At 68.5% G+C, this 25,247-nt stretch carries 25 protein-coding genes; 14 read left to right on the top strand and 11 right to left on the bottom strand.

Annotated elements, in window-relative coordinates; translation table 11 throughout:
• Window positions 1-75 precede the first annotated feature (75 nt).
• Together ABD932_RS37040 and ABD932_RS37035 are read right to left on the bottom strand one after the other, a co-directional pair.
• Window positions 76-408: a hypothetical protein gene (locus tag ABD932_RS37040; protein ID WP_345019945.1), complete on the bottom strand. Its 333-nt coding sequence runs from the start codon at window positions 406-408 to the stop codon at window positions 76-78.
• Window positions 409-595: 187 nt separating this feature from the next.
• Window positions 596-952, bottom strand: coding sequence for an HNH endonuclease signature motif containing protein (locus tag ABD932_RS37035; protein ID WP_345019943.1), 357 nt, complete (start codon window positions 950-952; stop codon window positions 596-598).
• Window positions 953-1,317: 365 nt separating this feature from the next.
• Here ABD932_RS37035 and ABD932_RS37030 point away from each other — a divergent pair, with 365 nt between their 5' ends.
• Entirely contained in the window at window positions 1,318-4,401 is a 3,084-nt protein-coding gene (locus ABD932_RS37030; protein WP_345020016.1) for a DEAD/DEAH box helicase, read from the top strand.
• Window positions 4,402-4,413: 12 nt separating this feature from the next.
• Here ABD932_RS37030 and ABD932_RS37025 read toward each other — a convergent pair whose 3' ends face one another.
• Window positions 4,414-5,085 (bottom strand): ATP-binding protein, encoded by a 672-nt coding sequence (locus ABD932_RS37025; RefSeq protein WP_345019941.1) that lies wholly within the window; start codon window positions 5,083-5,085, stop codon window positions 4,414-4,416.
• A 180-nt stretch (window positions 5,086-5,265) separates the two neighbouring features.
• On the opposite strand from ABD932_RS37025, the gene ABD932_RS37020 reads away from it, so the two are divergent.
• Together ABD932_RS37020 and ABD932_RS37015 are read left to right on the top strand one after the other, a co-directional pair.
• On the top strand, window positions 5,266-6,114 hold the full coding sequence (locus ABD932_RS37020) for a helix-turn-helix domain-containing protein (RefSeq protein ID WP_345019940.1): 849 nt from the start codon (window positions 5,266-5,268) through the stop codon (window positions 6,112-6,114).
• Window positions 6,111-6,317 carry a DUF397 domain-containing protein gene (locus ABD932_RS37015; RefSeq protein WP_345019937.1) on the top strand — a complete coding sequence of 69 codons (207 nt, stop codon included), beginning with the start codon at window positions 6,111-6,113 and terminating at the stop codon, window positions 6,315-6,317. The genes ABD932_RS37020 and ABD932_RS37015 overlap by 4 nt, the downstream gene beginning before the upstream one ends.
• On the opposite strand, the gene ABD932_RS37010 is transcribed toward ABD932_RS37015, so the two are convergent.
• Entirely contained in the window at window positions 6,310-6,885 is a 576-nt protein-coding gene (locus tag ABD932_RS37010; protein ID WP_345019935.1) for a hypothetical protein, read from the bottom strand. The genes ABD932_RS37015 and ABD932_RS37010 overlap by 8 nt on opposite strands.
• Window positions 6,886-6,985: 100 nt before the next feature.
• Between ABD932_RS37010 and ABD932_RS37005 the strand changes: the two genes are divergently transcribed.
• The 4 genes from ABD932_RS37005 (at window position 6,986) to ABD932_RS36990 (ending at window position 10,325) form a co-directional block, all read left to right on the top strand.
• On the top strand, window positions 6,986-8,020 hold the full coding sequence (locus tag ABD932_RS37005) for an SRA domain-containing endonuclease (RefSeq protein WP_345019933.1): 1,035 nt from the start codon (window positions 6,986-6,988) through the stop codon (window positions 8,018-8,020).
• Between the two features lie 585 nt (window positions 8,021-8,605).
• Window positions 8,606-8,848 carry a hypothetical protein gene (locus tag ABD932_RS37000; protein WP_345019931.1) on the top strand — a complete coding sequence of 81 codons (243 nt, stop codon included), beginning with the start codon at window positions 8,606-8,608 and terminating at the stop codon, window positions 8,846-8,848.
• 265 nt (window positions 8,849-9,113) lie between these two features.
• Window positions 9,114-9,881, top strand: a complete 768-nt coding sequence (locus tag ABD932_RS36995; protein ID WP_345020014.1) for a YqeB family protein — start codon at window positions 9,114-9,116, stop codon at window positions 9,879-9,881.
• A gap of 234 nt (window positions 9,882-10,115) precedes the next feature.
• Window positions 10,116-10,325, top strand: a complete 210-nt coding sequence (locus tag ABD932_RS36990; RefSeq protein WP_345019929.1) for a hypothetical protein — start codon at window positions 10,116-10,118, stop codon at window positions 10,323-10,325.
• Window positions 10,326-10,446: 121 nt separating this feature from the next.
• Here the strand turns inward: ABD932_RS36990 and ABD932_RS36985 are convergent, their stop codons facing one another.
• Together ABD932_RS36985 and ABD932_RS36980 are read right to left on the bottom strand one after the other, a co-directional pair.
• On the bottom strand, window positions 10,447-11,973 hold the full coding sequence (locus tag ABD932_RS36985) for a hypothetical protein (RefSeq protein WP_345019927.1): 1,527 nt from the start codon (window positions 11,971-11,973) through the stop codon (window positions 10,447-10,449).
• A 333-nt stretch (window positions 11,974-12,306) separates the two neighbouring features.
• The gene (locus ABD932_RS36980) at window positions 12,307-14,121 is read right to left on the bottom strand and encodes a sigma-70 family RNA polymerase sigma factor (protein ID WP_345019925.1); all 1,815 of its coding nucleotides are present in this window, start codon (window positions 14,119-14,121) and stop codon (window positions 12,307-12,309) included.
• Between the two features lie 188 nt (window positions 14,122-14,309).
• Between ABD932_RS36980 and ABD932_RS36975 the strand changes: the two genes are divergently transcribed.
• Window positions 14,310-14,723, top strand: a complete 414-nt coding sequence (locus ABD932_RS36975) for an SsgA family sporulation/cell division regulator (RefSeq protein ID WP_345019923.1) — start codon at window positions 14,310-14,312, stop codon at window positions 14,721-14,723.
• Between the two features lie 18 nt (window positions 14,724-14,741).
• Here the strand turns inward: ABD932_RS36975 and ABD932_RS36970 are convergent, their stop codons facing one another.
• The gene (locus ABD932_RS36970; RefSeq protein WP_345019921.1) at window positions 14,742-15,272 is read right to left on the bottom strand and encodes an Lrp/AsnC family transcriptional regulator; all 531 of its coding nucleotides are present in this window, start codon (window positions 15,270-15,272) and stop codon (window positions 14,742-14,744) included.
• Between the two features lie 108 nt (window positions 15,273-15,380).
• On the opposite strand from ABD932_RS36970, the gene ABD932_RS36965 reads away from it, so the two are divergent.
• From ABD932_RS36965 to ABD932_RS36950, 4 genes are all read left to right on the top strand, one after another.
• Entirely contained in the window at window positions 15,381-16,196 is an 816-nt protein-coding gene (locus ABD932_RS36965) for a class I SAM-dependent methyltransferase (protein ID WP_345019919.1), read from the top strand.
• 237 nt (window positions 16,197-16,433) lie between these two features.
• Entirely contained in the window at window positions 16,434-17,294 is an 861-nt protein-coding gene (locus ABD932_RS36960; protein WP_345019918.1) for an LLM class flavin-dependent oxidoreductase, read from the top strand.
• Window positions 17,295-17,338: 44 nt separating this feature from the next.
• Window positions 17,339-17,836 (top strand): hypothetical protein, encoded by a 498-nt coding sequence (locus tag ABD932_RS36955; RefSeq protein WP_345019916.1) that lies wholly within the window; start codon window positions 17,339-17,341, stop codon window positions 17,834-17,836.
• A gap of 55 nt (window positions 17,837-17,891) precedes the next feature.
• Complete coding sequence (locus ABD932_RS36950; RefSeq protein ID WP_126392508.1) at window positions 17,892-18,194, top strand: hypothetical protein; 303 nt, start codon at window positions 17,892-17,894, stop codon at window positions 18,192-18,194.
• A gap of 111 nt (window positions 18,195-18,305) precedes the next feature.
• Here the strand turns inward: ABD932_RS36950 and ABD932_RS36945 are convergent, their stop codons facing one another.
• Window positions 18,306-18,707, bottom strand: coding sequence for a VOC family protein (locus ABD932_RS36945; RefSeq protein WP_345019913.1), 402 nt, complete (start codon window positions 18,705-18,707; stop codon window positions 18,306-18,308).
• Between the two features lie 136 nt (window positions 18,708-18,843).
• On the opposite strand from ABD932_RS36945, the gene ABD932_RS36940 reads away from it, so the two are divergent.
• Window positions 18,844-20,307: an alginate lyase family protein gene (locus ABD932_RS36940; RefSeq protein WP_425587576.1), complete on the top strand. Its 1,464-nt coding sequence runs from the start codon at window positions 18,844-18,846 to the stop codon at window positions 20,305-20,307.
• A gap of 83 nt (window positions 20,308-20,390) precedes the next feature.
• Here ABD932_RS36940 and ABD932_RS36935 read toward each other — a convergent pair whose 3' ends face one another.
• A complete protein-coding gene (locus ABD932_RS36935; RefSeq protein ID WP_345019909.1) occupies window positions 20,391-21,767 on the bottom strand; it encodes a DUF445 domain-containing protein in 1,377 nt (458 codons plus the stop codon).
• A gap of 222 nt (window positions 21,768-21,989) precedes the next feature.
• On the opposite strand from ABD932_RS36935, the gene ABD932_RS36930 reads away from it, so the two are divergent.
• Window positions 21,990-23,327, top strand: a complete 1,338-nt coding sequence (locus ABD932_RS36930; RefSeq protein ID WP_345019907.1) for an SGNH/GDSL hydrolase family protein — start codon at window positions 21,990-21,992, stop codon at window positions 23,325-23,327.
• A 78-nt stretch (window positions 23,328-23,405) separates the two neighbouring features.
• Here the strand turns inward: ABD932_RS36930 and ABD932_RS36925 are convergent, their stop codons facing one another.
• Window positions 23,406-24,221: a DUF1707 SHOCT-like domain-containing protein gene (locus tag ABD932_RS36925; RefSeq protein WP_345019905.1), complete on the bottom strand. Its 816-nt coding sequence runs from the start codon at window positions 24,219-24,221 to the stop codon at window positions 23,406-23,408.
• Window positions 24,222-24,254: 33 nt separating this feature from the next.
• Window positions 24,255-25,241, bottom strand: coding sequence for an ABC transporter ATP-binding protein (locus tag ABD932_RS36920; RefSeq protein WP_345019903.1), 987 nt, complete (start codon window positions 25,239-25,241; stop codon window positions 24,255-24,257).
• Window positions 25,242-25,247: the final 6 nt, after the last annotated feature.

Raw genomic sequence — 25,247 nt, 5'->3', positions numbered from 1 at the left:
GGCCTGAGCCCGTGGGGCGGCGGCCGTACTCCTGAGAGCATCCGGCCGCCGCCCCTTCCCCCGTTCGACCGGGTACTACTCGATGGTCCAGCCGACGCTGCCGACACCCGTGCTGTACCAGGCGCAGGTGGCGGAGGACTGGCCATACTGGCCCGGGTTCAGGGTCACCCAGTCACCGGAGACGTCGGGGGCCCGGCCGCAGACGACCTCGGCGCGGAACCGGATGGTGCGGTCGCTGTTGTTCGTGCAGCTGGCGATGCCCCGGTCCGTGTCGACACCGTGGACCGCGCCACGGCAGTCGACCGAGCCCGCGGCCGACGCCGGGGCGGCCATGGCGCCGACGGACAGGGCCACCGCCGAGACGGTGGTGGCCAGACCTGCGGCGAACATCTTCTTACTGCGGATCATTTTCCTGCCCCCGAGAGGTTGCGGTTTGCCTGTGCTGACCTCAGTGAAGGACACGGGAGCGGCCCCGGGTACCTGACATCTGTCAGGGCGCCCGGCCCTGGTGCAGGTCCGATGCAGCCAGATTCCGCCGGCTCGCCCCGAGCGACAAGCGGCTGAGCTCACTCACTCGCACCGCACGGTTACCTGCTCACTCCCGATAGACGGGTGGGGCGTTGATGTACGCATGCCCCGTGGGCGCGGTCCAGGTCGTGGACCCTGTGTGCGCATCCCGGGTGACCTTCCACCCAGGATGGTGGGTCTTGAGCCGATGATGCCGACGGCACAGCGGCTGCAGGTTGTCCGGCACCGTCTGCCCGCCCCGCTCCGGATGCCGATGGTTGAACGGCCGCACATGGTCAAGGTCGCAACGGTGCGCGGGCATCCGGCAGCTGGGGAAGGCGCAGTACTGATCGCGGGCGATCACATGACGCTCGGTCTCGGCGGTGGGCCGGTAGGTCGTGGGGTCGGTCTTGACGAGGAGCCCGGTCTCGGGCGCGGTGAGCAACCGCCGCCAGACGGTACCCGGCGCGAAGGCAAGCGCCCGGGCCTGCGAGGCGCAGATGGGCCCGTATCCCTTGAGCTCGGCGGGCCCGTCCTCATCCCCGATCTAGGGCCATCAGCGCAGCCGACGCGGAACGCAGCGCAGCGGAGTGAAGCGCCCTTGAAGCGGCTCGCGGAGGCACGACACTGGCCAAAGAAGCGGGCGGCCCCCACAGCACCTACAGAGAAACCCAAGCCGTCCATGGGTGTCAGCGTCACCTGCTACAACAGAGCCATTGCTGTGCGGGGATTGGGGAAATCAGCGTGGCTCAGCCGAGGGATCTGTCGCAGCCTGTCGCGGGTGTTTACGAAGAACTCGTTACCCAGAGCATGCATGAACAGATGGAGCAGTTGAACGCAGCAGGTTGGAAAGCCATCGATGACGAGGTCAGCGAGGAATCGTCCCCCCATGTACTCGCCCGGCACATCAGCCAGGCCGTAAGTCGACGACTCAGTCAGCTGCCGCCTGACCAGCGCGTCGCCGTAGCCAACCAGATCATCGGGGCACTCGCATCCGACCCCGCCGGCCTCGGAAGCAGCGATGGGGTCGAGCTCATCGCCGATGGACCTCGCCAACTCCTCGCCTTGGCCGAGAAAGAGGCTCCCGGGGTCTACGCGATACGCCCACTCACGCCGCTATCGGAGACCGCGCTCATCACGAACTCCCCCGAGGATCCGAACCTCGGCAGCGAGCTGCGCGCTGAGCTAGCAACTGCTGACCGCATTGACCTGATCTGCGCCTTCGTGAAGTGGTACGGCCTTCGAGTGCTCGAAGACTCGCTGCGCGCTGCCGCGGCACGCGGTGTCCCCATCCGAGTCATCACAACCACTTACATCGGGGCAACCGACCGACATGCACTCGACCGACTCGTCCGCGACTTCGGTGCTGAGGTGAAGGTCAACTACGAGATCCGTTCGACACGCCTTCATGCAAAGGCCTGGCTGTTCCGCCGCAAGAGCGGCTTCGATACGGCGTATGTCGGCAGCTCCAACCTCTCGAAGGCCGCATTGCTCGACGGCCTGGAGTGGAACGTTCGCCTATCGTCAGTGGCCACTCCGGCTGTGCTCAACAAGTTCGAGGCCACCTTCGACGCGTATTGGAACGACATCGCTTTTGAGACCTACAACCCGGATCTCGACGCCCACAAGTTGGACGAAGCTCTGCTCCTGGCAGGCGGGGCGCCGACCAGCCAAGACTCCAAAATCAGTCTCTCTGGACTCGAAGTTCGGCCCCACCCACACCAGGCCGACATGCTGGAGCGGCTGCGTGTCGCGCGTGAGGTTCACGGTCACCGACACAACTTGCTAGTTGCCGCAACCGGTACGGGCAAGACAGTTATGGCCGCCCTTGACTACCGCAATCTGCACAAGGAGTGGGACGGCAAGCAGTATCCGCGGCTTCTCTTTGTGGCGCACCGCAAAGAGATCCTGAAGCAGTCGCTGCGCATGTACCGCGAAGTACTCGATGACGCATCCTTCGGCGAAGCGCTCTTCAGCGGCGAGCTGCCGCGCGACTGGAAGCACGTCTTCGCGAGCGTCCAATCGCTCACCGACCAACGCCTCGACCAGTTCGCCCCGGAACACTTCGACATCATCGTCATCGACGAGTTCCATCACGCAACGGCGACGACGTATCGCCGCGTTCTCAACCACTTCAGGCCGAAACAGCTCCTCGGCCTGACCGCCACCCCCGAACGTGCCGACGGCCTCAACGTCCAAGACACCTTCTTTGAGGGACGGATTGCCGCCGAGATGCGGCTATGGGAGGCCCTCGACAACAACCTCCTCTGCCCATTCCACTACTTCGGAGTGCCCGACGGCACGGACCTAACCCGTCTCAACTGGCGATCTGGTGCATACGACCAGGGCCAACTTGGCGACTTGTTCTCCGCCGACCACGCGCGGGCCCGTATCGTCATCAAGCAGGTACGGGACAAAGTGTCCGACCCGATGAGCATGCGAGCTCTCGGCTTCTGCGTCAGCAGGAAGCACGCTCACTTCATGGCGAAGTGCTTCCAAGATGCAGGCTTCAAAGCTGCGGCCCTGGACAGCGCGTCGAAGCCCGAAGTCCGCGACCAAGTTCTGTCTCAGCTCAAGGCCGGAGAGATCCAAGTCATCTTCTCCGTAGACCTCTTCAACGAGGGCTTGGACATCCCTGACGTCGATACGCTGCTTCTCCTGCGCCCAACGAGCAGTGCCACCGTCTTCCTTCAGCAACTCGGTCGAGGCCTGCGCCGCACACCGAACAAGCCCGTGCTCACTGTGCTCGACTTCATCGGGCAGCATCGTGCCGAGTTCCGCTTCGAGGAGCAGTTTCGCGCGATGACCAACCTGTCGCGTAACCGGCTACTTGAGCACGCTGAGCACGACTTCCCTCTGCTCCCGTCCGGCTGCCAGATCATCCTGGAAGGCAAGTCCAAGGAACTGGTTCTGGGCAACATTCGCACCCAGCTCAAAGCGACCGTCCAAACCCTCGCTAAGGAAGTTAGAGCCTTCGACACGCCTCTCCTTGCGGACTATCTCAGGGAGAGTCGTCGCGAAATCAGGGAGTTGTACAAGTCAAGCAACTCGTGGACGTCTGTGCTACGCCGAGCCGGCCTGGCCGTCCTGCCTGAACAGCCTGGCGAGGAAGATCTACTGAAGCGTGTGCACGCTTTCCTGCACGTCGATGACCGTGAACGTGCTGAGGCATATACCCGCCTGTTGAGCGATGACGCACCAAGCTATGAGTCGCTGAATGCACGAGACCAAGCCTACGCGCGCATGCTCTTCTTCAACCTTTGGGACAAGGCTGGTGGATTCAACTCCTACGTGCAGGGGCTTGAATCACTCCGTGAGCAGCGATCCCTCCGTAGCGAACTTCGGCAGGTACTCGACCACGTGATGGGGCAGGCCGACCACTTCCCCATTCCTTTGGAAGGCCCGCACGCACACATCCCCTTGAAAATCCACAGCGCGTACAACCGCTCGGAGATCCTGGCCGCGCTTGGCGTCGCCCGCCTCGGCGGTCAGATGCCTGGTTCCTTTGCACAGGGTGTCTTGTGGGACGAGTCGAACCAGACGGATGCACTGCTGATCACTCTCGAGAAGAACGAGAAGGACTTCTCCCCCACTGTCCGGTACAAGGACTACGCGTTGACCCCGTCTCTCTTCCACTGGGAGTCGCAGAGCACAACCGCAGACACCTCGCGCACAGGCCTGCGATACCAGCAGCACGCCCAACGCGGAAGCCACGTACTGCTGTTCATGCGGCGCTACAAGGACACCGACATAGGCAAGGCCCAACCCTGGATGTTGCTCGGCCCGGCTACCTATGTCCAGCACGAGGGGAGTAAGCCCATGGCTATCACCTGGCGACTCCATTACGAGCTGCCAGCGGATGTGTGGTCGTACTCGGCCATTGCTGCGGGTTAGCAGGCCCAACGCTCAGACAACCTCGCCGATCTCAGCCTCGAAGTGAGACTGCGCCCGGTCGAGTACGTCATCGGGGTCAAAGCCGTGTGCACGCAACCAGTGCAGCATGTCGGCCATGACCCCGATGGCAGCCTCTTCCGCCACGGCCTTGGTCAGCACACTGCCCTCGCCGGGCACGGGTCCACCGCGCGGGAGTCGCCACGATCCGTACAGGTCAAGAATGGCCTCGGCCCGCCTGACACGGGGGCCATTTGCGTGACCGCTGGCAGAGGAGGCGTCGACAGCAAGCTCACACCACACCACCTTGGAATCCCCTCGCGGCACCACGCCCCACCTGTGGTCGGACAGGGCATCGACGAGTGCCATTCCTCGACCCGACTCCACCGCACTACTTACAGCGAGCAAGGTAGGCAACGCCCTCGCATCTGGGTCCTCAACTTCCAGGCGTAGATACGGCCCGCTGAGCGCTAGGCGCAGCGTGGCGGGGGTTCCCTGACCTACATGCTGGATGACGTTGGTTGCCAGCTCCGATAGGCAAATCTGCGCCACATCAACATGCTCGTGCAGCCCCCAAAGGATGAGCCGGAGCTTCAGCGTCCGCCTCAACTGGGAGAGTTCACTCGCCTGAGCAATGAACTGTTGCACCCAGGGCTCCCGCCCGACGCAACCGCTCACGTAGATCATCGCCGACCGCCTTTCACAGACTTCGTTGCACACCGTGCATGCAGTGATGACTCTTAGTGAGAGAGTTGCAGTGCATGTCCCGCCGTGCAACATGCATAAAGAGATTCCCCCTATAGGGTGATTGGCCTTTCGGACCCCTTCCGATGGGATGGAACATCCGCTAGCCCAGGAGGAGTTGACATGGCCGGATCTCCCACAGCTCGACGTCGCCGTCTTGCGATCGAGCTCAAGCGTCTGCGTGAAGAGAGCCGTCTGACGTGCAGCCAAGTGGGCAAGCAGCTGGACTGGAGCAGTTCCAAAGTCAGCCGCATGGAGACAGGGCAAGGGCGCGTCCAGCCCTCAGACGTCGACGCCCTCTGCCGTCTCTACGCGACTCCCGATGACCTGCGTGGCCTCCTAAAGGAGCTGGCCAAGGAGTCAAAGACGAAGGGGTGGTGGCACGCGCACGGCGACGCGATCCCTGCTTGGTTCTCGGTGTATGTCGGCCTCGAACAGGCAGTTTCCGACCTGCGCACCTATCAAGCCGAGTTCATCCCAGGCCTGCTGCAAACACCTGAGTACGCCGCCGAACTGAGTCGGGCATGGGTTGACCACACTCCCGAGGACATTCACCGCATGGTCGACGTCCGGATGCGGCGCCAGGAACTACTCATCAGCGACAGTGCACCCGACTTGTGGGCAGTTGTCCACCAGAGTGCTCTGTTGCACACGATCGGCAGCCGCCAGGTCATGGCCCGGCAACTCGAACGTATGCTGGAAATCCAGAAGCTGAAGAACGTGACCGTCCAGGTCCTGCCGTTCGACGCGGGCGCCTATCCAACCACCGGGTCGTTCACGGTCCTCGGCTTCCCAGAGCAGGAGGACCCAGATCTGGTGTACCGAGAAGGGCTTACCGATTCGGTGTACCTCGAAGAGCCCAAGGACGTGGCCCTCTACACGAAGGCGTTCGACCATCTCAGGGCCTTGGCGCTGAGCCCTCAACGCTCGGCCTTGCTGATCACCAGACTCTTGGAGGAGAACTCCCGATGATGCCGCCGTCGAGCATCCCCTGGCGCAAGAGCAGCTACAGCAACGGCATGGGGGGCGAGTGCTTGGAGCTCGCCGCATTCGCCGGGGCAATCGCGGTACGCGACTCCAAGGTCGCCTCAGGCCCGCAGCTCATGTTGAGCACCGCTGCATGGCAGAGCTTCGTGCGGTCCCTGTCATCAGACAACCAAGAGTCCACTAGCTGACTGGCTGCCGCGGATCACGGACGATTTCTCCCGCTCTTTGGAGGAAGGTGGCATGGGCCTGCGCCATCTCTCCTCTAGCCCGGTCAAATCCGGACCAAGCTGGGGTCACCCCTGTGGAACTTACGCGCTCCACCTGCAGCAAAGAGCTCACAGCCGCTATCGACTTCTCCGCAACCTCGTAGGCCAACCCATTCGCCTCAATCGGACCCCAAAGCGCCAATTGGCTGGTTTTTGCCTGCAAATCGAGCGCACGCTCCCCCAACTCACGCCTTGCTTCCTCGTCAAGCGCAACTCCGTGCCGCACCTCGGGAGCGATGCGTGCGAGCGCTTCATCGAGAGCGGCAAAAGCCGCAAAGAGAGCAGCAAAAGACTGATGTCGCTGACTGCGCACCCACTGCCAGTGCTCCGCTGCAGCCTGGCCATGCACTTGCGCTAGCGCTGCCTCAACTGCCTTACGTCCGCCGGCTTCCGCTCCACTCTTGGCGTACCTACCGGCGATCACAGCCCCGATGACTGCAGCCGCGAAAGCAATAACACCCGTGATGAGCGTCCCCGTCACCTCACTCATCACACCATCCTCGCCTGAGACTGGCGCTGCCACAACGGCCCCCAGGCAACCCACATCACCTGCCGCACTCCACCAACACTGAACGCACTAACCTCGACTCATGACGACATCCCCCTCCAGGTTCCAACCTGGCGACATCCTCACGCGTAAGCAGATCCATCCCGTACTCGGTGGCAGCGGCTACGCCGGAATCTGTCCAGCAGTGGAGAAACGGAACGTCCTCATCTTCTCCGACGGCGAGATTGGTAAGCGCTACGGGTATCGCGACGGATGGCTCTCCGAGGACGACGACTTGGGTCCCATATTCACCTACACCGGAGCGGGGAAGCAGGGGGACCAAACCCTCGATGGCGGGAACGCCTCGATCTTGAAGCACGCAGAAAAGGGGCGCGCTTTACACTTATTTATCGCCGTAGGTAAGGTTCCAGGAACTGACACGCGAACGCACAAATATATAGGACAGTTCAAGGTCGACGAGCGCAAGCCGTTCGAGACCCGAGAAGCCAAGGACGAACGAGGCAACGACCGAAACGTCATTGTCTTCCGACTGCGTCCCATCGGTCCATACGTCCGGGAGGCTTCCGACACCCTTCAGCTGGCCCCAGATTCCCGGTCTCGGTTCAATCCGACCGCCGGCCGCTTCGCTCGGGCCATCCGACGCCAGAAGCGCCACCTCCAGCGGCAAACCGACGTCGACCATGTGGAAGCAGCCCGCGATGACTTGGCCGACGACTTCGAGGAGCGCAAGGTCGCCGCTGGAGAAACGATCGGCCAACTGGAGCTGTCGATGCGGAACTCAAGCTCGCGACTCATGTTGGACCTCTACGACCGAGGCAACAACACGGTATACGAGCCGACGGGCAGCGCGGCAAGCGAATCGATCACTCAAGCCCTCGCTCAACTGCTTCTTGCACGGAGGCACTTGAGAAGCCTCACACACGATCAGCCCCTCCACCTCATGGTGCTCTCACCAGCACTCCCACGCGAGGACCTCCGTGACCTGCTCGCTGAACACGGGATAGGCATCGTGTACCGCAACGACAGCGGCCACTTCACTGAGTTCAGGGGAGGCACCATCACCTCAAGCAGCGCTGCTCGATCTTTGCGCTGTTTGGATTGTCCCGTGCCTGTCTAGCAACCGGCCAAGCGTTGGGCATGGAGGCGTCCTCCACCGTGATCCATCACAGCCCCAGCGGGCTGCGGGAACGATGGCGCGTGAAGACTTGACCCGGTTGACCGTCAACGGAAACGGGGCTTGGAGGGGAATCCGTGACCCGTGGGACGGGAGCAGACTTAGGGGTCGTCTCAGCCAACGGCGGCTATTGCAGCAGGAGTAGAAGCGGAAGCTCAATTCCTGTGGGATTCAACTCCGCGCCGCTCAGGGGGCATTCCTGGTTTATGAGGGTGGCTCGGTTGGAGTTGGTGGCGCCCTCCGGCGTGCCGGCGGTTCGGAGGGCGAGCGGGGCGGCCTGGGTAAGGCCGGTGTGATGCTGCGCTCAGGTAACGGTGTTGACGAAGGGTCCGGTCTGGGATTCGTTCCGCACGGGTGGCGGCGCGATTTCCGGGCCGTGGCCGTCGCGGGAGAAGCGCCGTAACCGGTTCGGCCCATCGCCCCGGATGGCGGCCCCGATGAGCGGTGCGGGAGATATCGGATTAGCCTCCGAAATGAGCGCGAAGTGGATCTTTTATGGATCGCGCTCCACTCAACTAAGGAGGAGAAATGCGCAAGCTTCAGAGGGCCGCTGTCGCGGCCGCCATGCTCGGTGGTCTCAGCCTCATAGCCACCGGCTCCGCCGCAGCCCAGCCGATGGGCGGCCATGGGGGCTGCAAGTCCCACGACCTGAACCTCGCTCTCCTCAACAACATCGGGATTGCCAACGGTCTGCTGGGCAATGCGCTCAACGGTGAGGGCAGCGCTGGTGGGCAAAGCTTCCACCAGGGCTCCAGCTGCGGACACCACTGATCAACAGGAGTTGTGTTACGTAGCTCGCCGATATGGGTCTCGGCGCCCGGGTCTCCGGCTCGGGCGCCGAGCCCTGTCTTCACGACCAAAGTTGCAGGGGTAGTAGACCATCGGCCGATGGCGGGGGCAGGGGCCGGTCTCCAGACTTGGCGCTGGGTCGCGGTCGTCGGCCCGGATGTACGTCGTCGGGGAAGTCGGAAACTGGAAATCGGCAATCGGCAATCGAGAGCCGGAAGCCGGAAGCTAAGTCGTAGGCGTGGGGGACATGAGGGGTACGGGGGATCTTTCGAAGAGGGGCGGTGCGTCGGCCGACGCGCCGGGACTCGATGTCGAGGGCAATGGCGACGGCGAGAGCGGTGACGACGGCAGCGTCGTGATCGCGGAGTCGGCCTGGGTTCTTGTGCTCTTCTGGGTGGGGTGCGGGGTCGTCGTCGGCTGGTTGGCGCCTCTGCTCGCGGACTGGCTCGTGACGCTGCCCTGGGCGCCCTTGGAGGGGCCGGCCGAGCTGCTCAGTTCCGTTCCTGAGCCAGGGCGCACCATCGGTGGCGTGGGTGTGGGGGCGCTGCTGGGGCTGGTCGTCGGGCTCATCGTGGTGCATGAGTCGCTGGCGGTCAGCGTCTCCCGTGGCCGGGTGGTCCTCACGGTCAGGGACTCGTCGCAGGAGTTCGGTTGCGACGAGGTCGGCCTGGTGGTGCGGGACGGGAAGCAGCTCGTGCTGCTCGGTCCTGACGGCATGGAGATCGCGCGGGAGGACTGTGACCTGCCCTGGCGGCGGCTTGCCGACGCCTTCGCCGAGCGTGGTTACCGGTGGGCTGACGAGGATCCGCACCGGGAGGAGTTCAGGCGCTGGGTTCCCGGTGTGCCCGGTCTGCCCGAAGGGGCGGACGCGCTGCTCAGGGCCCGTGCGGCGGCTCGGGAGAAGGACGAGAGCGCCGAGGACGCCCGGGAGCTGCGCCGGGAGCTGCTGAGGCTCGGGGTCGTCGTACGGGATGAGAAGAAGCGGCAGTACTGGCGTATGCCTCAGCGTCCCTGACGTTCAGGCGTATGCCTCAGCATCCCTGACGTTCCAGAAGGCTGACGGCTCAAAAGCTGATGTCCCAGCACCTGACGGGCCAAAACCTGATGGGGCCCGCAACCTGATGGGCCACCACCTGACGCCCCGACACCCTTATGGCCGCATCTCCAGGACTCCCCTTCGGACGGATCCGGTTCGAAGGGCTGTTCCCTCGGCTGGAAGGATTGCGCGGACCACTTGAGGAGAAGGGGGATGAGCGTGATCGTGCTCGTCTTGGTCGGCGTTCTCGTGCTCGTCGTCGGAGGGTGTGTCTGCGTCGTGTGGGCGTCTCGGGGCGGCCCGCGCTGGGTGCGCGGTGTGGCCGCCGTGACCCTGGCGGTCGGCGAGTTGGTGCGGAAGTCGGGGCGTTCGGGGCGAGGGTCGAGCTCGAACTCGAACTCGGACTCCGGTTCGAGTGAGTGAAGGCGCGCTGTCGGCCGACGGGGCGTAGGGCAGGAAACGCGGGCCGCGTCGAGAGCCTGTCTCGGCGCGGCCCGCGGTCGGTCCGCCTGTGCTGGGCGGGGCGGGTCGGGGCGTACCGGAGTCAGCCGGTCGTCTTCGGCCGCGTCGGCGGCGGCGCCGTCACCGCTCCCCCGCCCTGCGTCAGCAGCCACTCACGGTGCAGGGCCCCCAGCGGAATCCTCTTCTGGAGGACGGGCGTGCCGAAGATGGTCAGTTGGAGCTGGAGGGAGCCGGTCAGGTCGACTCCGCCGTAGAGGGCGTAGGTGCCTGCCGCTGTTCCCGTGCCGTCGGCGGAGCCCTCGGCCGATGCGTCGGCGTGGGCGCGGACGTAGGGGGCGAGGTCGGCGGTGACGCCCACCGTGCCGTAGAGGCCCACGGTTGCCTCGGCACCCAGGGCCGCCTTGACGTCTCCGGCCGCCGTGACGCGGGCCTTCAGGGGCTCGCCGGTCATGTCGGACTCGCTGACCGGGGTCCAGCCCTTGGCCCAGGAGAAGGTGCCGCCGACGCGGAAGTCGCCCTTGAGGTCCTGTTCGACGTCGACGGTGACCCGGCCGTCCGCGTTCACCTGGATGTAGCAGGTCAGGTCCAGATTGACGACCACGGGGACGGGGCCGACCTGGATCACCGGGTCGGAGTGGAGCTCGGCGAACGGGATGCGGATGGGCTGTGCGCCGGTCGAGCCGGCCGCGCGGCCCTTGAGTGACCACTGGGAGGCCCAGTCACCGGACAGACCCAGGAAGGCGCCGCCGGGCGAGGCACCGGTGCCGGTGCCGGAGCCATCGTACGAGAACGCGACCTCGGGAGCGAGCTGGACGAAGCCCTCCACGGACGCGGATGCCGACGCGGGGGCGCCCTCGGCCGTGGCGATCGCCGCGCCCACGTCGATACGCAGGCTGCCGAGCGGGAGTTTCGCGCCCTCGGGGCCGAAGCGGAGGTCACCCGTCTTGGCCCAGGAGACCTTCACGCCCTGGACGAGCGGTTCGACCCGCATGGCCGACGGGTCCACCGGGACCGTGCCCTCGGCCTTGCTCTCGCCGAGTACGGAGTTGAGCTTCGCCGGTTCGGTATTGACGGTCGTATCGCCGTCCTCCGTCGCGCCGACCACCTGCGTGACCTCGGCCAGTACGCCGTCGGGGGCACCGGGGGCGGGTGCGCTGGCGATGATGTCGCCGACGGCGACCGGGGCGGGGCGCTTCGCGGGGTCCGGTGCGGGGCTGGGCGAGGAACTGGACGAGGAGCTGGGTGCGGGGCTGGTGGGAGGGCCGGCCGAGGGAGTCGCCGGTGGGGTGGTGGGCGGTTTCGCGGCCGAGGGCGCCTTTATGACGGCACGTCCGCTCTTTCGGTCGTACGAGGCGACCTTGAGGGAGGACTTCTTCGCCGCGCCTCCCTCGCCCGCGTCGGCCACCGCGGTGGGGGCGGCCGTACCGGACGGGGGCGAGACGACGGCGAGTTGTTCCTGGCCCGCGGCGGCCGCGGGGGTCTCGGCCGCCCTTGTGGCCGGTGTTCCGGTGGCGGTGGGCGGGGTGCTGGTGGCGCAGCCTGTGGTCAGCAGGGCCGCGAGGGTGACTGCCGGCAGGAAGGCATGTCGGTTGAGCCTGGGTCTGTGCACGCGTTGTCCTCGGGAGCGATGTATGGGGGTGCGCTGCAGGAGGTGACGGGTGAGGAGCGGGCGTGCTGCGGCGTGCGGCGGCAGACGGGCGTGTCAGGGCATGCCGATGGTCGGTTTTCGCGGCATGTCGGTACGGCCGTTCCGGCGCTGTGCGCAGACGGTGGTTACCCCCCAGTAGTCATGCATGAGCATGCCAGTGACGCTGGGGCAGCATCCGCTTTCTTTGCGCGCGGAATCGGTGACGTGAGTCACAACGGCGTACGTCAGGCGTGCGCGGCGGGGGGAGGGCCGGGCGGGTGAATTTCCCGCCCCGCCCGGCCCGCGGGGTCGTCGTCAGTCGTCGCAGTCGTTCCCGGGGTCCACCGGGGTTGGCTGCGGGGCGGGGGCAGGCGTGGGGGTGGGGCCGGGGTCGGTCGTTTCCGGCGGGGTGGGGTGGTCCGGGTTCTGCGGGGCTTCAGGCGCCTCGGGGGTCTCCGGCGCTTCCGGAGTCTGCGGTGCCTGCGGCACCTCCGGCGTCTCCGGCGCCTCCGGGTTCTGCGGCGCCTCCGGCGTCTCCTCAACCGGTCCCGGCTCCACGGGAGTTGAGGGGTTCTCCGCCCCCGGGTCGTTCGGGTACGGCTCCTCGTGCCCGGGCTCCTCCGGAGCCGGCTTCCCCGGCTGCTCCCCCACCGGATCGGCCGGCGCGGGCGTCGGCGGGTCGGCCGGCGGAGGCTCGGGCGTCGGCTCGGCGTGCGGCGGTGCGGGTTCGTCGACCTCGGGCACCTCGGGGCCGGGCACCTCGCCCGAGGGCTCCTCGGCAACCGGCTCATCGACCACCGGCACCTCGGCAACCGGCTCCTCGGCCACGGGCGCTTCGGCCACCGGCACCTCGGCAACCGGCTCATCGGCCACCGGCCCAACCGCAGCCACCGGCCCCCTCACCGCCGTATCCGAACCCGAACCCGAACCCGAGCCAGAGCCAGAGTCCGAACCACCAGCAGCCAAAGCCGCCGCACCCCCACCACCCGCCCGGGACGCCACCGCGGCCACGCCTCCCGGCTTCCCCGGCGCCTGAGCCGCCTCGGCAGGACCCTCCGACGGGCGTGCGGCCACCGGCGTCTCCGCGAGCGGCACCCGTGGTGAAAGCGGTGCGGGAGAAGGGTCGTTCACGCCCAGCGCGATCATCATCGCGAGGGCCGCGCCGGCGACCGTCGCCCCCGCGGCGATCGCCGTCGGCACCTTCGCACCGCCCGCTCCGCCGGTCACCGCCTGGCGGGCCGAGTGCAGCGCGCCGCCGATCTGGCCGCTGAGGGCGGCCGTGGCGCCGACGGATCCGGCAGCGCCCGCCGCGAAGGACAGCAGGAACTTGCCCGCGCCGCCGACGGCGAAGACCAGCAGGGCCGGTCCGACCAGTGCGGGCAGACGGTCGTTGGCGCGCATCAGTACCGCGAGCCGGCCGCGGCAGTCGTCGCAGGCGTCCACGTGAGCGAGCAGGCGTTCCGACTGGCGCGGGGTCGCGTTGCCGCGCACGTACGCCGGCATGCGCACCCAGTGGACCTCGCAGGCGGGGTCGTCGGGCGCGCCGGTCTGGGAGCGCAGGAAGGCCTGGCGCATGCCCTCGCGGGCCCGGTGAAGGAGTACGGCCGTCGCGCCCTGCTTGGCGCCGATGCGCTGTCCGACCGTCTCCAGCGGCTGCCCCTCGGCCTCCGCGAGCCACAGGGCCTGCACCCAGCGCTCCGGGAGCTGGCCCAGCACCCGCACCAACAGGTCGACGGAGGAGACCTGTTCGGCCGGGTCGGCCGGGTCCTCGGCGTGGACGGCGATCTCCGTCCGCTCGGCGGCGGTCCGGGGGTCGTGCGGGGTCTCACGCTCGCCCGCGGCCGTCGCCGCGAGGTGTCGCACCGTCGTCATCAGGTACGCCGGCACGTTCTCGATCTCGTGCCCCTCCGACAGCCGCCGCCAGACACGGAAGTGCGCCTCGGCGACGACGTCCTCGGCGGCCCAGGAGTTGTTCCGGGTGAGCGAGCGCGCGTAGGCGACCAGGCGCGGCTGCTGTTCCTCGTAGATGCGGGCGTACGAGGCGGTCGCGGTCACAGACGTGGTCGCGGACGCGGTCACGGACTCGGGAGGTGACGCCTGGGCGGGCACCTTGGGGAAACCGTCGGACATGGCGGGAACGCTCCGGTTGCCTGCTGGGCTGATGGCGCGGACGAGTTTGTCAGCGTAGATGACTAAAATCTCAAGCAAACGGTTCGCGTGAGTTAGATCACAGCAAGCGCGTTCCGGTTCGGCGTAATCAAGAGGCCCGGCGCCGGGTCGAGAAGGCGCAATGACAGCCACACAGGAGAACGCCCACCATGCGCCGCACCCTCGAACAGCCCGTCCGCGCCCGCCTCGTCACCCCCGGCTACACGCAGCTGCCGATACGCCCCACCCTGCGCTACTCCGCCACCGAGCCCTTCGCCGTGCGCATCGACTTCCCCGCCCATGTCTCGGACGACCAGCGGGGGGTCACCTGGACGTTCGCCCGCTCGCTGCTGGAGGAGGGGCTCGACGGGGCGGCCGGGATCGGGGACGTCCGCATCGTGCCGCGCGGGCGGTCCCGAACGGTCGTGGAGTTCCACGCGCCGCACGGGATGGCCGCGATCAGATTCGGTACGGCCTCTCTCCGGCGGTTCCTGCAACGGTCGTACGCCGTCGTCGAACCGGGGAGAGAGGACCTGGGGCAGGAACTGGACCACTGCCTCATGTCCCTGCTCGACGGGGTCTGAGGATCAGCCCGCGTCGGATCAGCCCGCGTCACCGGCCCGGTCGAACCGGTCGGCCCGGCCCGCCCGACCGGTCTCCGTACCGGTCTCCATGCCGGTCTCCATGGGCGTCAGGACGCGCGTCTCGGTCTGCCGGTAGATCACCGAGCTGCGGAAGCTCACCACCTCGCGCCGGGCGCTGAAGCGGTCCATGAGGAAGGCGTGCAGGTGCTCGATGTCCGGGACGGCCACATGGACGAGGAAGTCGTCGTCGCCGGAGACCACGAAGACCGAGACGACCTCGGGGAGTCGGGTGAGGTAGCTCTCGAAGTCGTGGATCACCTCCCGGCTGAGCGGACGCAGCCGGGCGAAGACCAGCGCCTGGAGCGAGCGGCCCAGCAGGCGTGGCTGTACGGCCGCGTGGTAGCCGGTGATCACACCGCGGGCGCGCAGGGCACGGACCCGTTCCAGGCAGGTGGAGGGTGCGATGCCGACCCTGCGGGCGAGTTCGCGATTGGTGAGCCGTGCATCGCGCTGGAGATGGGTGAGGATCGCCGAATCAGTGTCGTCCATGGCCGTCATTCTTCCCGGGCCGCCGAATTTCGTTCGGGCGAGCCGCCCAACTCCCGTACCGCGCCCTAGATTTCCCTTGTCTGCCGGATCGAAGGGAGCCCTCGTCCCATGACGACCGCCGCCGCTGCCGAGCAGCCCGTGGACCAAGCCGTCCACCACTACGACCGGTTCCTCGCCGAGCACTACACCTGGATGCTCGGCGGCGATCTCGACGCGCTCGCCGCCGTGCAGCGCACGTCCCTCGCGGCGTGGGGCGTGACCCCGGCGTCGGCGGCCGGTCCGGCGGGCGGGGCGCTCGCCGTGGACCTGGGGTGCGGGCCGGGGCACGCGAGCCTCGCGCTGGCCGGGCTGGGCTTCGACTCCGTCCTCGCGGTCGACCTGAGCCGGCCCTTGCTGGACGAACTCGCCGCGCATGCCGCCCACTTGCCCGGGGTGCGGCCGGTGCGGGCGGATATGCGGACCGCTCTGCGGGAGCTGGTGCGGCCGGGGTCGGCGGCAGCCGTCGTATGCCTGGGGGACACGCTGACGCATCTGCCGACCCGCGGTGACGTGGCCGCCCTCTTCGCCGACGCCGCCGCCGCGCTCGCGCCGGGAGGGACGGCCGTGTTCGGCTACCGCGACCTGACGGTCCCGCTCACCGGCACCGACCGTTTCCTCCCGGTCCGGGCCACCGAGGACCGGATCATGACCTGCTTCCTGGAGTACCCGGACGACTACAACGACTACACGGTCGTCGTGCACGACCTGATCCACACGCGGGACGGCACCGATCCCGGCGCCGACTGGACCCTCACCGCCCACAGTTACCGCAAACTGCGGCTCTCCCACGCCTGGGTGCTGGAGCAACTCCGCACCGCCGGGCTGCGCGTGCGGCACGAGGAGAGCGGGCCGGGGGGTATGCGGACGGTCGTGCTCGGGCGTTGAGGAGCCGTACCGAGGACTGACGTACGGGGCCGTCTGCCCGGGAATCGGCAAATCGGCAAATGGTTTGTCCGGCGAAGTCGGCCCGCCCTACAGTGAGCCGACTTCGAAGAGACGTTCCCCCGGAAACACGCCGCAGAGCGGGAGCGTCCCACCTCACGGAACTCATCGAGTTCCCTGAGGTGCAGGAGGGGCGGCAGCCGTCTTTGTCGACCCCTCTTTCCCTTCGGAGGCTCCTCCATGAACAACGTCGCTCCGAACGTGGGCCTCGGCCTGCCCATCGGCGACCCGGCCACCCTGCTCACCTGGGCCCGGCGCGCCGACGCCGGACCCTTCAGCACACTCGGTCTGCTCGACCGGCTCGTGTACGACAACCCCGAGCCGCTGGTCGCCCTGTCCGTCCTCGCGGGTGCCACCACCCGCATCCGCGTCCAGACCGAGGTGCTGCTCGCCCCGCTGCGCGACACCGCCCTGCTGGCCAAACAGGCCGCCACCCTGGACCGGATGACCGGCGGTCGCCTCGTCCTCGGCCTGGGCATCGGCGGCCGGGACGACGACCACCACGCCACGGGCACCGACCCGCGCACCCGGGGCCGGCGCCTGGACGAGCAGATGGCGTTGATGTGCCGCCTGTGGTGGGGCGAGTCGTACGGAGACGGCGTCGGCCCGATCGGTCCGGCGCCCGCCCGCCCCGGCGGCCCGGAGATCCTCTTCGGCGGCTTCAAGCCCGCCGCCCTCGAACGCGTCGCACGCTGGGGCGACGGCTTCCTCGCGGCGGCGCCGCCCTCCTGGGCGGGCGGCCTGTTCGACACCGTCCGGGGCTTGTGGAAGGAGTACGGCCGCGACGGCGAGCCCCGTCTCGTGGCCCAGGTGAACGTCGCGCTCGGCCCACGGGACGTGCTCGACGACGCGCGGGCCCGCATGCACGCGTACTACGCCTTCACCGGCACGGCCGACCGCATGGTGGCCGGCCTGCTGACCACCCCCGCCGAGATCCGCACCGCGATCGCCGCGTTCGCCGACCTCGGCGCCGACGAGGTCATGCTCTACTGCCACGGCCTCGACCCGGACCAGGTGGACCGCCTGGCCGAGATCATGTGACGCCCTTTGCTGCGACGCCCTTCCTGTGACGCCCCGGAGGCCACGTGTTACTGCTGCTCCTGCTGTTCGTCGTCGTCGTGGTGATCGTCGCCGTCGGTCTCTGCGGATACGGCGGCAGCACACTGTCCGCCCACGGCATCCGGCGCGCGAGCGCCCCCGTCCGGCTGCGCGGCCTCGCCGCCCTGGCGGGCGCGGGAGCGTGCGCGCTGTACGCGTGGGGGCTGCTCGCCGTCTGCGGCGCGGTCCTGGTGGCGGAGGACGGCGGCGCCGACTCGTCACCGCCGCAGTCCTGCCGCACGCAGGGCTGGCGGGAACGGCATCAACAGGGCATCGAGATCGTCGACCACAGGGTCTCGTACGTCCCTCTCCGGTTCGTCTGCGAGACGAGCGACGGCGGGAGCTACGACACCGGTGACGTGCCCGGATACGTCAACCCGGCCGTGGTGGCCCTCGCCCTCACCGCCGCCGGGTGCGCCATCGGGGCGGGGTACGCGTCGGAGTTGCGTGCCCGTGCCGAGCCGCGGAAAGGGCAGGCCGGTTAGCCTCGGTGCTCGAGAGCCCGGCAGCAGCGGCCGGCGGAAGTGGTGGGAGGCAGACATGGCGAAGATCCCCAGCGCGGCGGTCGCCGCGGGCGGACTCGTCGGAGGGTACGGCGTGGCCCGCTGGACGAAGAAGCGGCAGCTCGGCGGGGCCGTACTGGCCGTCGCGGGGGCCGCGGCCGCGCAGCAGTGGCGGCAGCGGGCGGGCGGGAAGGCGGCGGGGGCGCTGACCGCCGCGTATGTCGCCGCCTTCGCCGGGTCGCATCCGCTGGCCAAGAAGGTGGGCGCCTGGCCCGCCGTCCTCGGGGTCGCGGGGGCGGTCGCCCTGGCGTCCTGGGCGGTGGCGGACCGCAACGGCTGAGGCGGCCGGGCGTTTTCCGCCCGTTTCTCGCGGTCCCGCGAGGTGAGGACGCCCCGCTTGCCGACGTGGACGACCACGACGTCGTTGCGCCGGGCCTGCGCCGGCCCACGGTCACGGCTGGTCGCGCACGTCGTCCCGGACTGAACTCCGGTCGGCGGGCAGGTGCGTCAACACGTTCACCACCCGCCCGTTCGGGTCCCGTACGAAGAACCGCCGTACACCCCACTCCTCGTCCCGAAGCTCCCGTACGACCTCCGCGCCCGACGCCACCACCTGCGCGTACACGGCGTCGACGTCCTCGACCTCCACGCTCAGGTCGGGGACGACGGGGGCGGTGCGTTCCTCGGTGAAGAAGCTGATCTGGGCGGTGGGGTTGGCGGGGGACGCCAGGGTCGTCACCCAGCCCAGGTGCATGACCTCCTCGAAGCCGAGAAGGCCGTAGAAGTCACGGCTGGTCGCCATCTGCTCGTCGGAGTCGACCTGGTGGTTGGGGACGATCCTGCGGACGGTCATCGGATACGGCTCCTCGTCGGCGATCGGCGTCCGGAGTTTTTGTTATCCCCCGCAGTCTCCCCCCGTCTCCTCACCGTCCCCAGCCGCAGGCACGCGAGGAATTGACGACGTGACACGACAGATCAGCCGCCGGAGCATGCTCAAGGCCGCGGGCGCGGCAGCCGGAGCCGTCGGTATCGGTACGGCCGTGACGCCCACCCCTGCCGTCGCGGCGGGCACGTATGCCCACCCCGGCCTCCTGCACACCCGCGCCGATCTCGACCGTATGGCCACGAAGGTGAAGGCGGGCGCCGCCCCCTACACGGCCGGGTTCGCCAAGCTGACCGCCAACCCGCACTCTCAGAGCGGCTGGGCGGCCAACCCGCAGGCGACCGTGATCCGGGGCGGGGCCGGCCAGAACTACGGGATCCTCTACAACGACATCCACGCCGCCTACCAGAACGCCCTGCGCGGCCACGTCAGCGGCGACAGCGCGCATCTCGACACCGCCGTGGCGATCCTCAACGCCTGGTCGGCCAAGCTGACCGGCCTCGGCGGCAACGCCGACCGCTTCCTGGCCTCCGGTCTGTACGGCTACCAGATCGCCAACGCCGCCGAGCTGGTCCGCGACCACCCCGACTTCGAGCTCGGGCGGTTCCAGGAGCTGCTGACGAAGGTCTTCGCGCCGCTCAGCGACGACTTCCTGGTCAGGCACAACGGCGCCGTCGTCAGTAACTACTGGACCAACTGGGATCTGGCGAACATGTGCTGCGTCCTGGCCACCGGCATCCTCTGCGACGACAAGGCCCAGGTCGCCCGCGCCGTCGACTACTTCAAGCACGGCGAGGGCCTCGGCTCCATCCGGAACGCCATCCCCGTCGTGCACGACGACGGACTCGCCGAGTGGCTGGAGGCCGGCCGCGACCAGGGGCACGCCCTGCTCGGCGTCGGCTTGATGGGCACCTTCTGCGAGATGGCCTGGAACCAGGGCATCGACCTGTACGGCTACGACGACAACCGCTTCTTCAAGGGCACCCAGTACGTCGCCAAGTGGGCCATGGGCGGGGACGTGCCGTTCACCGACAACACCCGCAGGAAGGGCGCGATCAACGGCTGGTCGGGCTCGGAGACCGTGACCGAGGCCGCGCCCGTGAACCCGGCGATGACCCGCCCCATCTGGGCGATGATCGCCAACCACTACACCAAGCGCCGGGGCCTGTCGGCGTCGTACCTCACCCAGATCGTCGCGAAGTCCGGGCCGGAGGGCGGCGGCGGGGACTACGGCCCCAACAGCGGCGGCTACGACCAACTGGGCTTCGGCACGCTGGCGTTCACGCGGGACAAGGCCACGGGGACGGGCGGCTCGCCCAGTCCGGCGGCGTCGGGGTCGGCCGCGGCCGGTTCGGGTGCGGGGTCCGGGTCGGGGTCGGATGCCCGGCCGCAGACGGGGACCGCCGCCTCGCCCTCCGCGTCCGCCTCCTCCTCCGCCGCCGATGGTGACCTCGCCGCCACCGGCTCCAACGAGATCATCGGCTGGACCGCCGCCACCGGTATCACCGCCCTCGCCGGCGGCATGCTCCTGCTGCGCCGCCGCGACCGGGTCCGGCGCCAGTCGCAGTAAGGGCGCCGCCACCCGACGGGTCACGATCTCCGGTCCCGGCTCCCACCACGAGGGGCGCCTGGACCGGTCCGGCTCCGTATCCCCTACGCCCCCAGCGCCCGCGACACCGTATAGATCAGCAACCCGGCCAGCGAGCCGACCACCGTGCCGTTGATCCGGATGAACTGCAGGTCGCGGCCGATGTGTGCCTCGATCTTCTTCGTGGTGTGCTCGGCGTCCCAGCTCGCCACGGTGTCGGTGATCAGGGAGGTGATCTCCTTGCGGTACGTCGTCACGACGTGCACCGCCGCGTCCTCGACCCAGCGGTCCACTTTGTTCTGCATCGACGGCTCGTCGGCCATGCGGGCGCCCAGGGACAGCAGGGAGGCCCGCACACGCAGCCGCAGCTCGCTGCGCTCGTCCTCGGCCGCCGACACGATCATGGCGCGGACGGCGGTCCAGGCGGACGCGATCAGGTCCTGCACCTCGCCACGGGCCAGCACCTCGCCCTTCAGTCGCTCCACGCGCGCGCGTGTGTCGGTGTCGGACTGCAGGTCGGAGGCGAAGTCGATGAGGAACCGGTCGAGGGCGCCGCGGGCCGGATGGGTGGGCATGTCGCGCATCTCGACGCAGAAGCGGACCAGTTCCTTGTAGACCCGCTCACCGACCTTCCGGTCGACGAACTTCGGCGTCCAGCCGGGCGCGCCGCCCTGCACGGCGCCCATCACGTCCTCGCCGTGCAGGATCAGCCAGTCGTGCGCCTTCGCGACGATCAGGTCGACGGCCCGTCGGTGGCCGCCGTCGGCGACGATCCCCTCCAGCATCTTGCCTATGCCGGGCGCGATCTCGCGGGCGTCGGCCCGCCGGGTGATCGCCTCGCCGACCACCGCCTGGACGTCGGAGTCGCGCATCACCGTCAGGGCGCCTCTGAGTGCCGTCGCCAGTTCGGCCGTCACCCGGTCGGCGTGCGCCGGTTCCGCCAGCCAGGCGCCCAGCCGGCTGCCGATGCCGACGGCGCGCAGACGCTGTCGTACGACGTCCTCGGAGAGGAAGTTCTCCCCGACGAACTCGCCCAGCGAGACCCCCAGCTGATCCTTCTTGTTCGGGATGATCGCGGTGTGCGGGATGGGGATGCCCAGCGGATGGCGGAACAGGGCCGTGACCGCGAACCAGTCGGCGAGCGCGCCCACCATGCCGGCCTCGGCGGCCGCCGCGACATAGCCGGCCCAGGCACCGGCGCCCTCGTTCGACGCCCATTTGGCGAGGACGTAGATCAGCGCCACGAGCAGCAGCATCCCGGTCGCGGTGATCTTCATCTGCCGTACGCCGCGCTGCTTCTCCTCGTCGGCGGCGGTGAACGTCGTCATCGCGCGTACGGCCGATGCGGGGACACGCCGGTTATCGGCGGCAGCCGGCCGGGCATGCTGCTCTACGTCAGGCGTTCCCGATTCATCCGGATTCGTACGTTCCATCCGCTCCATCCGTCCAGGATCCCCCGCACATATTGTCCCTACCTGACCGACTCCTGGAACGAATCAAGAGTTCCCGGCGTCTGTCCGGTGGGGGGAGGTCAATGGCGAACTCCGGATGAACTCCGGCGGCCCAATGGGGGGTCCGTGCAACTCCCTTCTGCCTTATGACGCATCATGAGGTGATCACATCGGAGCCTCGGGCTCCCATCCGCCCGAGGAGACACGCACCGCATGACCAGGCGAAACGGTTATGCCCTGCTTTCCGCGATGATCGCCCTGATCGTCACGCTTTGCGCCGCCATATACGTCGGGGTCGCCTCCGACGACGGCAGCGCCACCGACAGGACCGCCCCCACCCGGGAAGGCTCCCAGCGCGGCCCCGTCGCCCCCGCCTCCACCGGCATCTGGGTCGGCGCCTGGTCCGCCTCCCCGGTCGGCGCCGAGCCCGGCACCGAGGTGGAGGGCCTGGTGGGCCGCTCGGTGCGCAACGTCGTCCACACCAGTGTCGGCGGTACGAGTGCCCGGATCACGCTGTCCAACCTGTACGGCCAGTCGGCGCTGACGATCACGCACGCGTCGATCGCCGTGGCGGCCGGCACCGGCACCGCGGCCGCCCTCGCGGACACCATGCGGCGGCTGACCTTCGGCGGCAACACCACGGTCGTCATCCCGCCGGGGCAGCAGGTGCTGAGCGACGCCGTGCGCCTGGCGATCCAGGCGGACGCCGACATCCTGGTCACCACCTACTCCCCCACTCCGTCCGGCCCCGTGACCTACCACCCTCACTCGCGCCAGATCAGCTACGTGGCCGAGGGCGACCTCACCGAGGACGCGACCGGCGTGGCGTACACCGGGCAGGCCGAGTCCTGGCGGTACCTGACCGCGCTGGACGTGCTCAGCAACGAGTCCGACGGCACCGTCGTGGTCTTCGGCGACTCGCTGACCGACGGCATCACGTCCACCGAGAACGCCAACCGCCGCTGGACGGACGTCCTGTCGCGCCGGCTGCGCGAGGCGGTCGCGACCGGTGCGGACGTGCCGCGCTACAGCGTCGTCAACCAGGGGATCAGCGGCAACCAGATCCTCGCCAGCGGCTCCGGGCGCCCCGCGGACAACCAGGCCGGCGTCGGCCGCTTCCACCGCGACGTCCTCTCCCGTACGAACGTCAAGGTCGTCGTCATCGACCTCGGCGTCAACGACATCCTGCGCAACCCGAACCTCGCCGACCCCGACCGCATCCTCGACGGCCTGCGCACCCTGGTCCGCCAGGCCCACGCCCGCGGCCTGAAGGTCATCGGCGCGACCCTGATGCCCTTCCAGGGCCACCGCGGCTACACCGACGCCCGCGAGAACGTCCGCCAGCAGATCAACACCGAGATCCGCGCGGGCCGGGTCTTCGACGCGGTCGCCGACTTCGACCAGGCCGTCCGCGACCCGTACAACCCCCGCAAGTTCCGCCCCGACTACGACTCGGGCGACCACCTCCACCCCAGCGACAAGGGCTACGAACAGATGGCGAACTCCTTCGACCTGGAGGACCTGAAGGGCGCGGCACCGGCGGAGCTGTAGGCGTCGATGGCAGAGCTGTAGGGGTCGATGGCAGGGCTGTAGGGGTCGATCGGCTGGGGCGGCTCCCGACCCGGCCGTTCAGTCCTCGTCCCGCTCCCGGGCCCGCCGCCGCTGACCCCGCTCATCATGCCCATGGCGCCACATGTCCCGATGCTCATCGAGCATCCTCCGATGCGCCTCGTACTGCTCGTCCCGCACCGAACCCCGAAGCTCCCGCCGCTCGGCCCTCCGCTCCAGCTTCTCCCGCCGCCGCTCCTCCCGAAGCTCCTGCCGCTGGGACCGCGTCAGCTTCCGCTCGGCCGAGACACCGCCCCAGAAGGCGAACCCGGTGACGATCACCCGAGGCGCCCCGGGCTCCCCCAGTTCGCTCTCCTCAAGGTGATCGAAGCCGCCCATGACCCCGATCCCCCGCATCACCACCTCGACCCCCGGCGGCACGATCACCTCCACGCCACCCATGATCGCGACGCAGTTGATCACGACCTCCCGGTCGGCGAAATTCGCATCCCGTAGATCGATCTCCCCGCCCCCCATGAAGGCGACGGCGGTGAACCGCCTCGGCACCGTCCAGCGCCCCTTGCGCTGGAACCCCGACATCACGGCGACACCCCACGTCGACGAACCTTCACCGCCGACGATCCGCCCGGCCCAACTGCCGTCCGCAGCCCCGGGCTTCTTGACCATGTCGACCTTGGGAACGGCCACCTCACCGACCGGCAGATCCCGGGTGATCGGCGCCAGATCCCCGTACGTACGCGCCTTGTACGTCGCCTCCAGCCGTTCCTCGAACTCCTCCATGTCGAGCCGCCCCTCCGCGAGGGCGTCCCTCAGGACCTCGGCGACTCGTTCACGATCGGCGTCGGACGCACGCAGCTCCGGGGCATCGTCGCTCATGTAGAGCAGCCTACGAGCAACCCCGCCCCGGGGCTACGAGACCGCCCGCTCGGCACCCTCCGTCTGCTCCACGTACATCTTCGCGATCACCGCCTCGATGTCCGGCTCCCGCACCGACAGGTCCACCAGCGGATACTCCGCCGCGATCCGCGCCACCAGCACCGCCGCCGACTCGCCCGCCGGGAACGCCAGCCACTGCCGCGGCCCCTCCACCTTCACCACCCGCGCGGGCGCCGCGTCGATCGGCGGCAGCTCGCGCTCCAGGTCGACGACGAGGGTGCGCTCGCTCTCCCCCACCTCGTGCAGCCCGGCGAGCGGACCGTCGTACATCATCCGACCGTGGTCGATGACCATCACCCGCGAGCACAACTGCTCGATGTCCTGCAGATCGTGCGTGGTCAGCAGCACCGTCGTGCCGCGCTCGGCGTTCACCTCCCGCAGGAACTCCCGCACCTTCGCCTTGGAGATGACGTCGAGCCCGATCGTCGGCTCGTCCAGGTACAGCACCTCGGGATCGTGCAGCAGCGCCGCCGCGATGTCGCCGCGCATCCGCTGGCCGAGCGAGAGCTGACGCACGGGGACGTCCAACAGGGCGGCCAGGTCGAGGAGTTCGACCAGCCGGTCGAGGTTCTCGCGGTAACGGCCGTCCGGGATGCGGTACATGCGGTGCATCAACTTGTAGGAGTCGATCAGCGGCAGGTCCCACCACAGCGTCGTACGCTGCCCGAACACCACCCCGATGCGGTGCGCGAGCCGCTTGCGCTCGCGGGACGGGTCGATGCCCGCGACGCGCAGCCGGCCACCGCTCGGGGTGAGGATCCCCGTCAGCATCTTGATCGTCGTCGACTTGCCGGCACCGTTCGGGCCGATGTAGCCGACCATCTCGCCGCGCGCCACGGTGAAGGAGATCGAGTCGACGGCCCGCACCTGCCGCCGCTCCCGCTTCAGGAAGCCGGTCTTCTTGCGCACGTCGAAGACCTTCTCGACGCCGTCGAGTTCGATGAACGCGTCGTCCTGCATGACAGT

Origin of the sequence: Streptomyces shaanxiensis, assembly GCF_039537145.1 — a bacterium.
GTDB lineage: Bacteria > Actinomycetota > Actinomycetes > Streptomycetales > Streptomycetaceae > Streptomyces > Streptomyces shaanxiensis.
The sequence above is the reverse complement of the archived record's forward strand: the minus strand, read 5'-3'. Positions and strand labels throughout refer to the sequence as shown.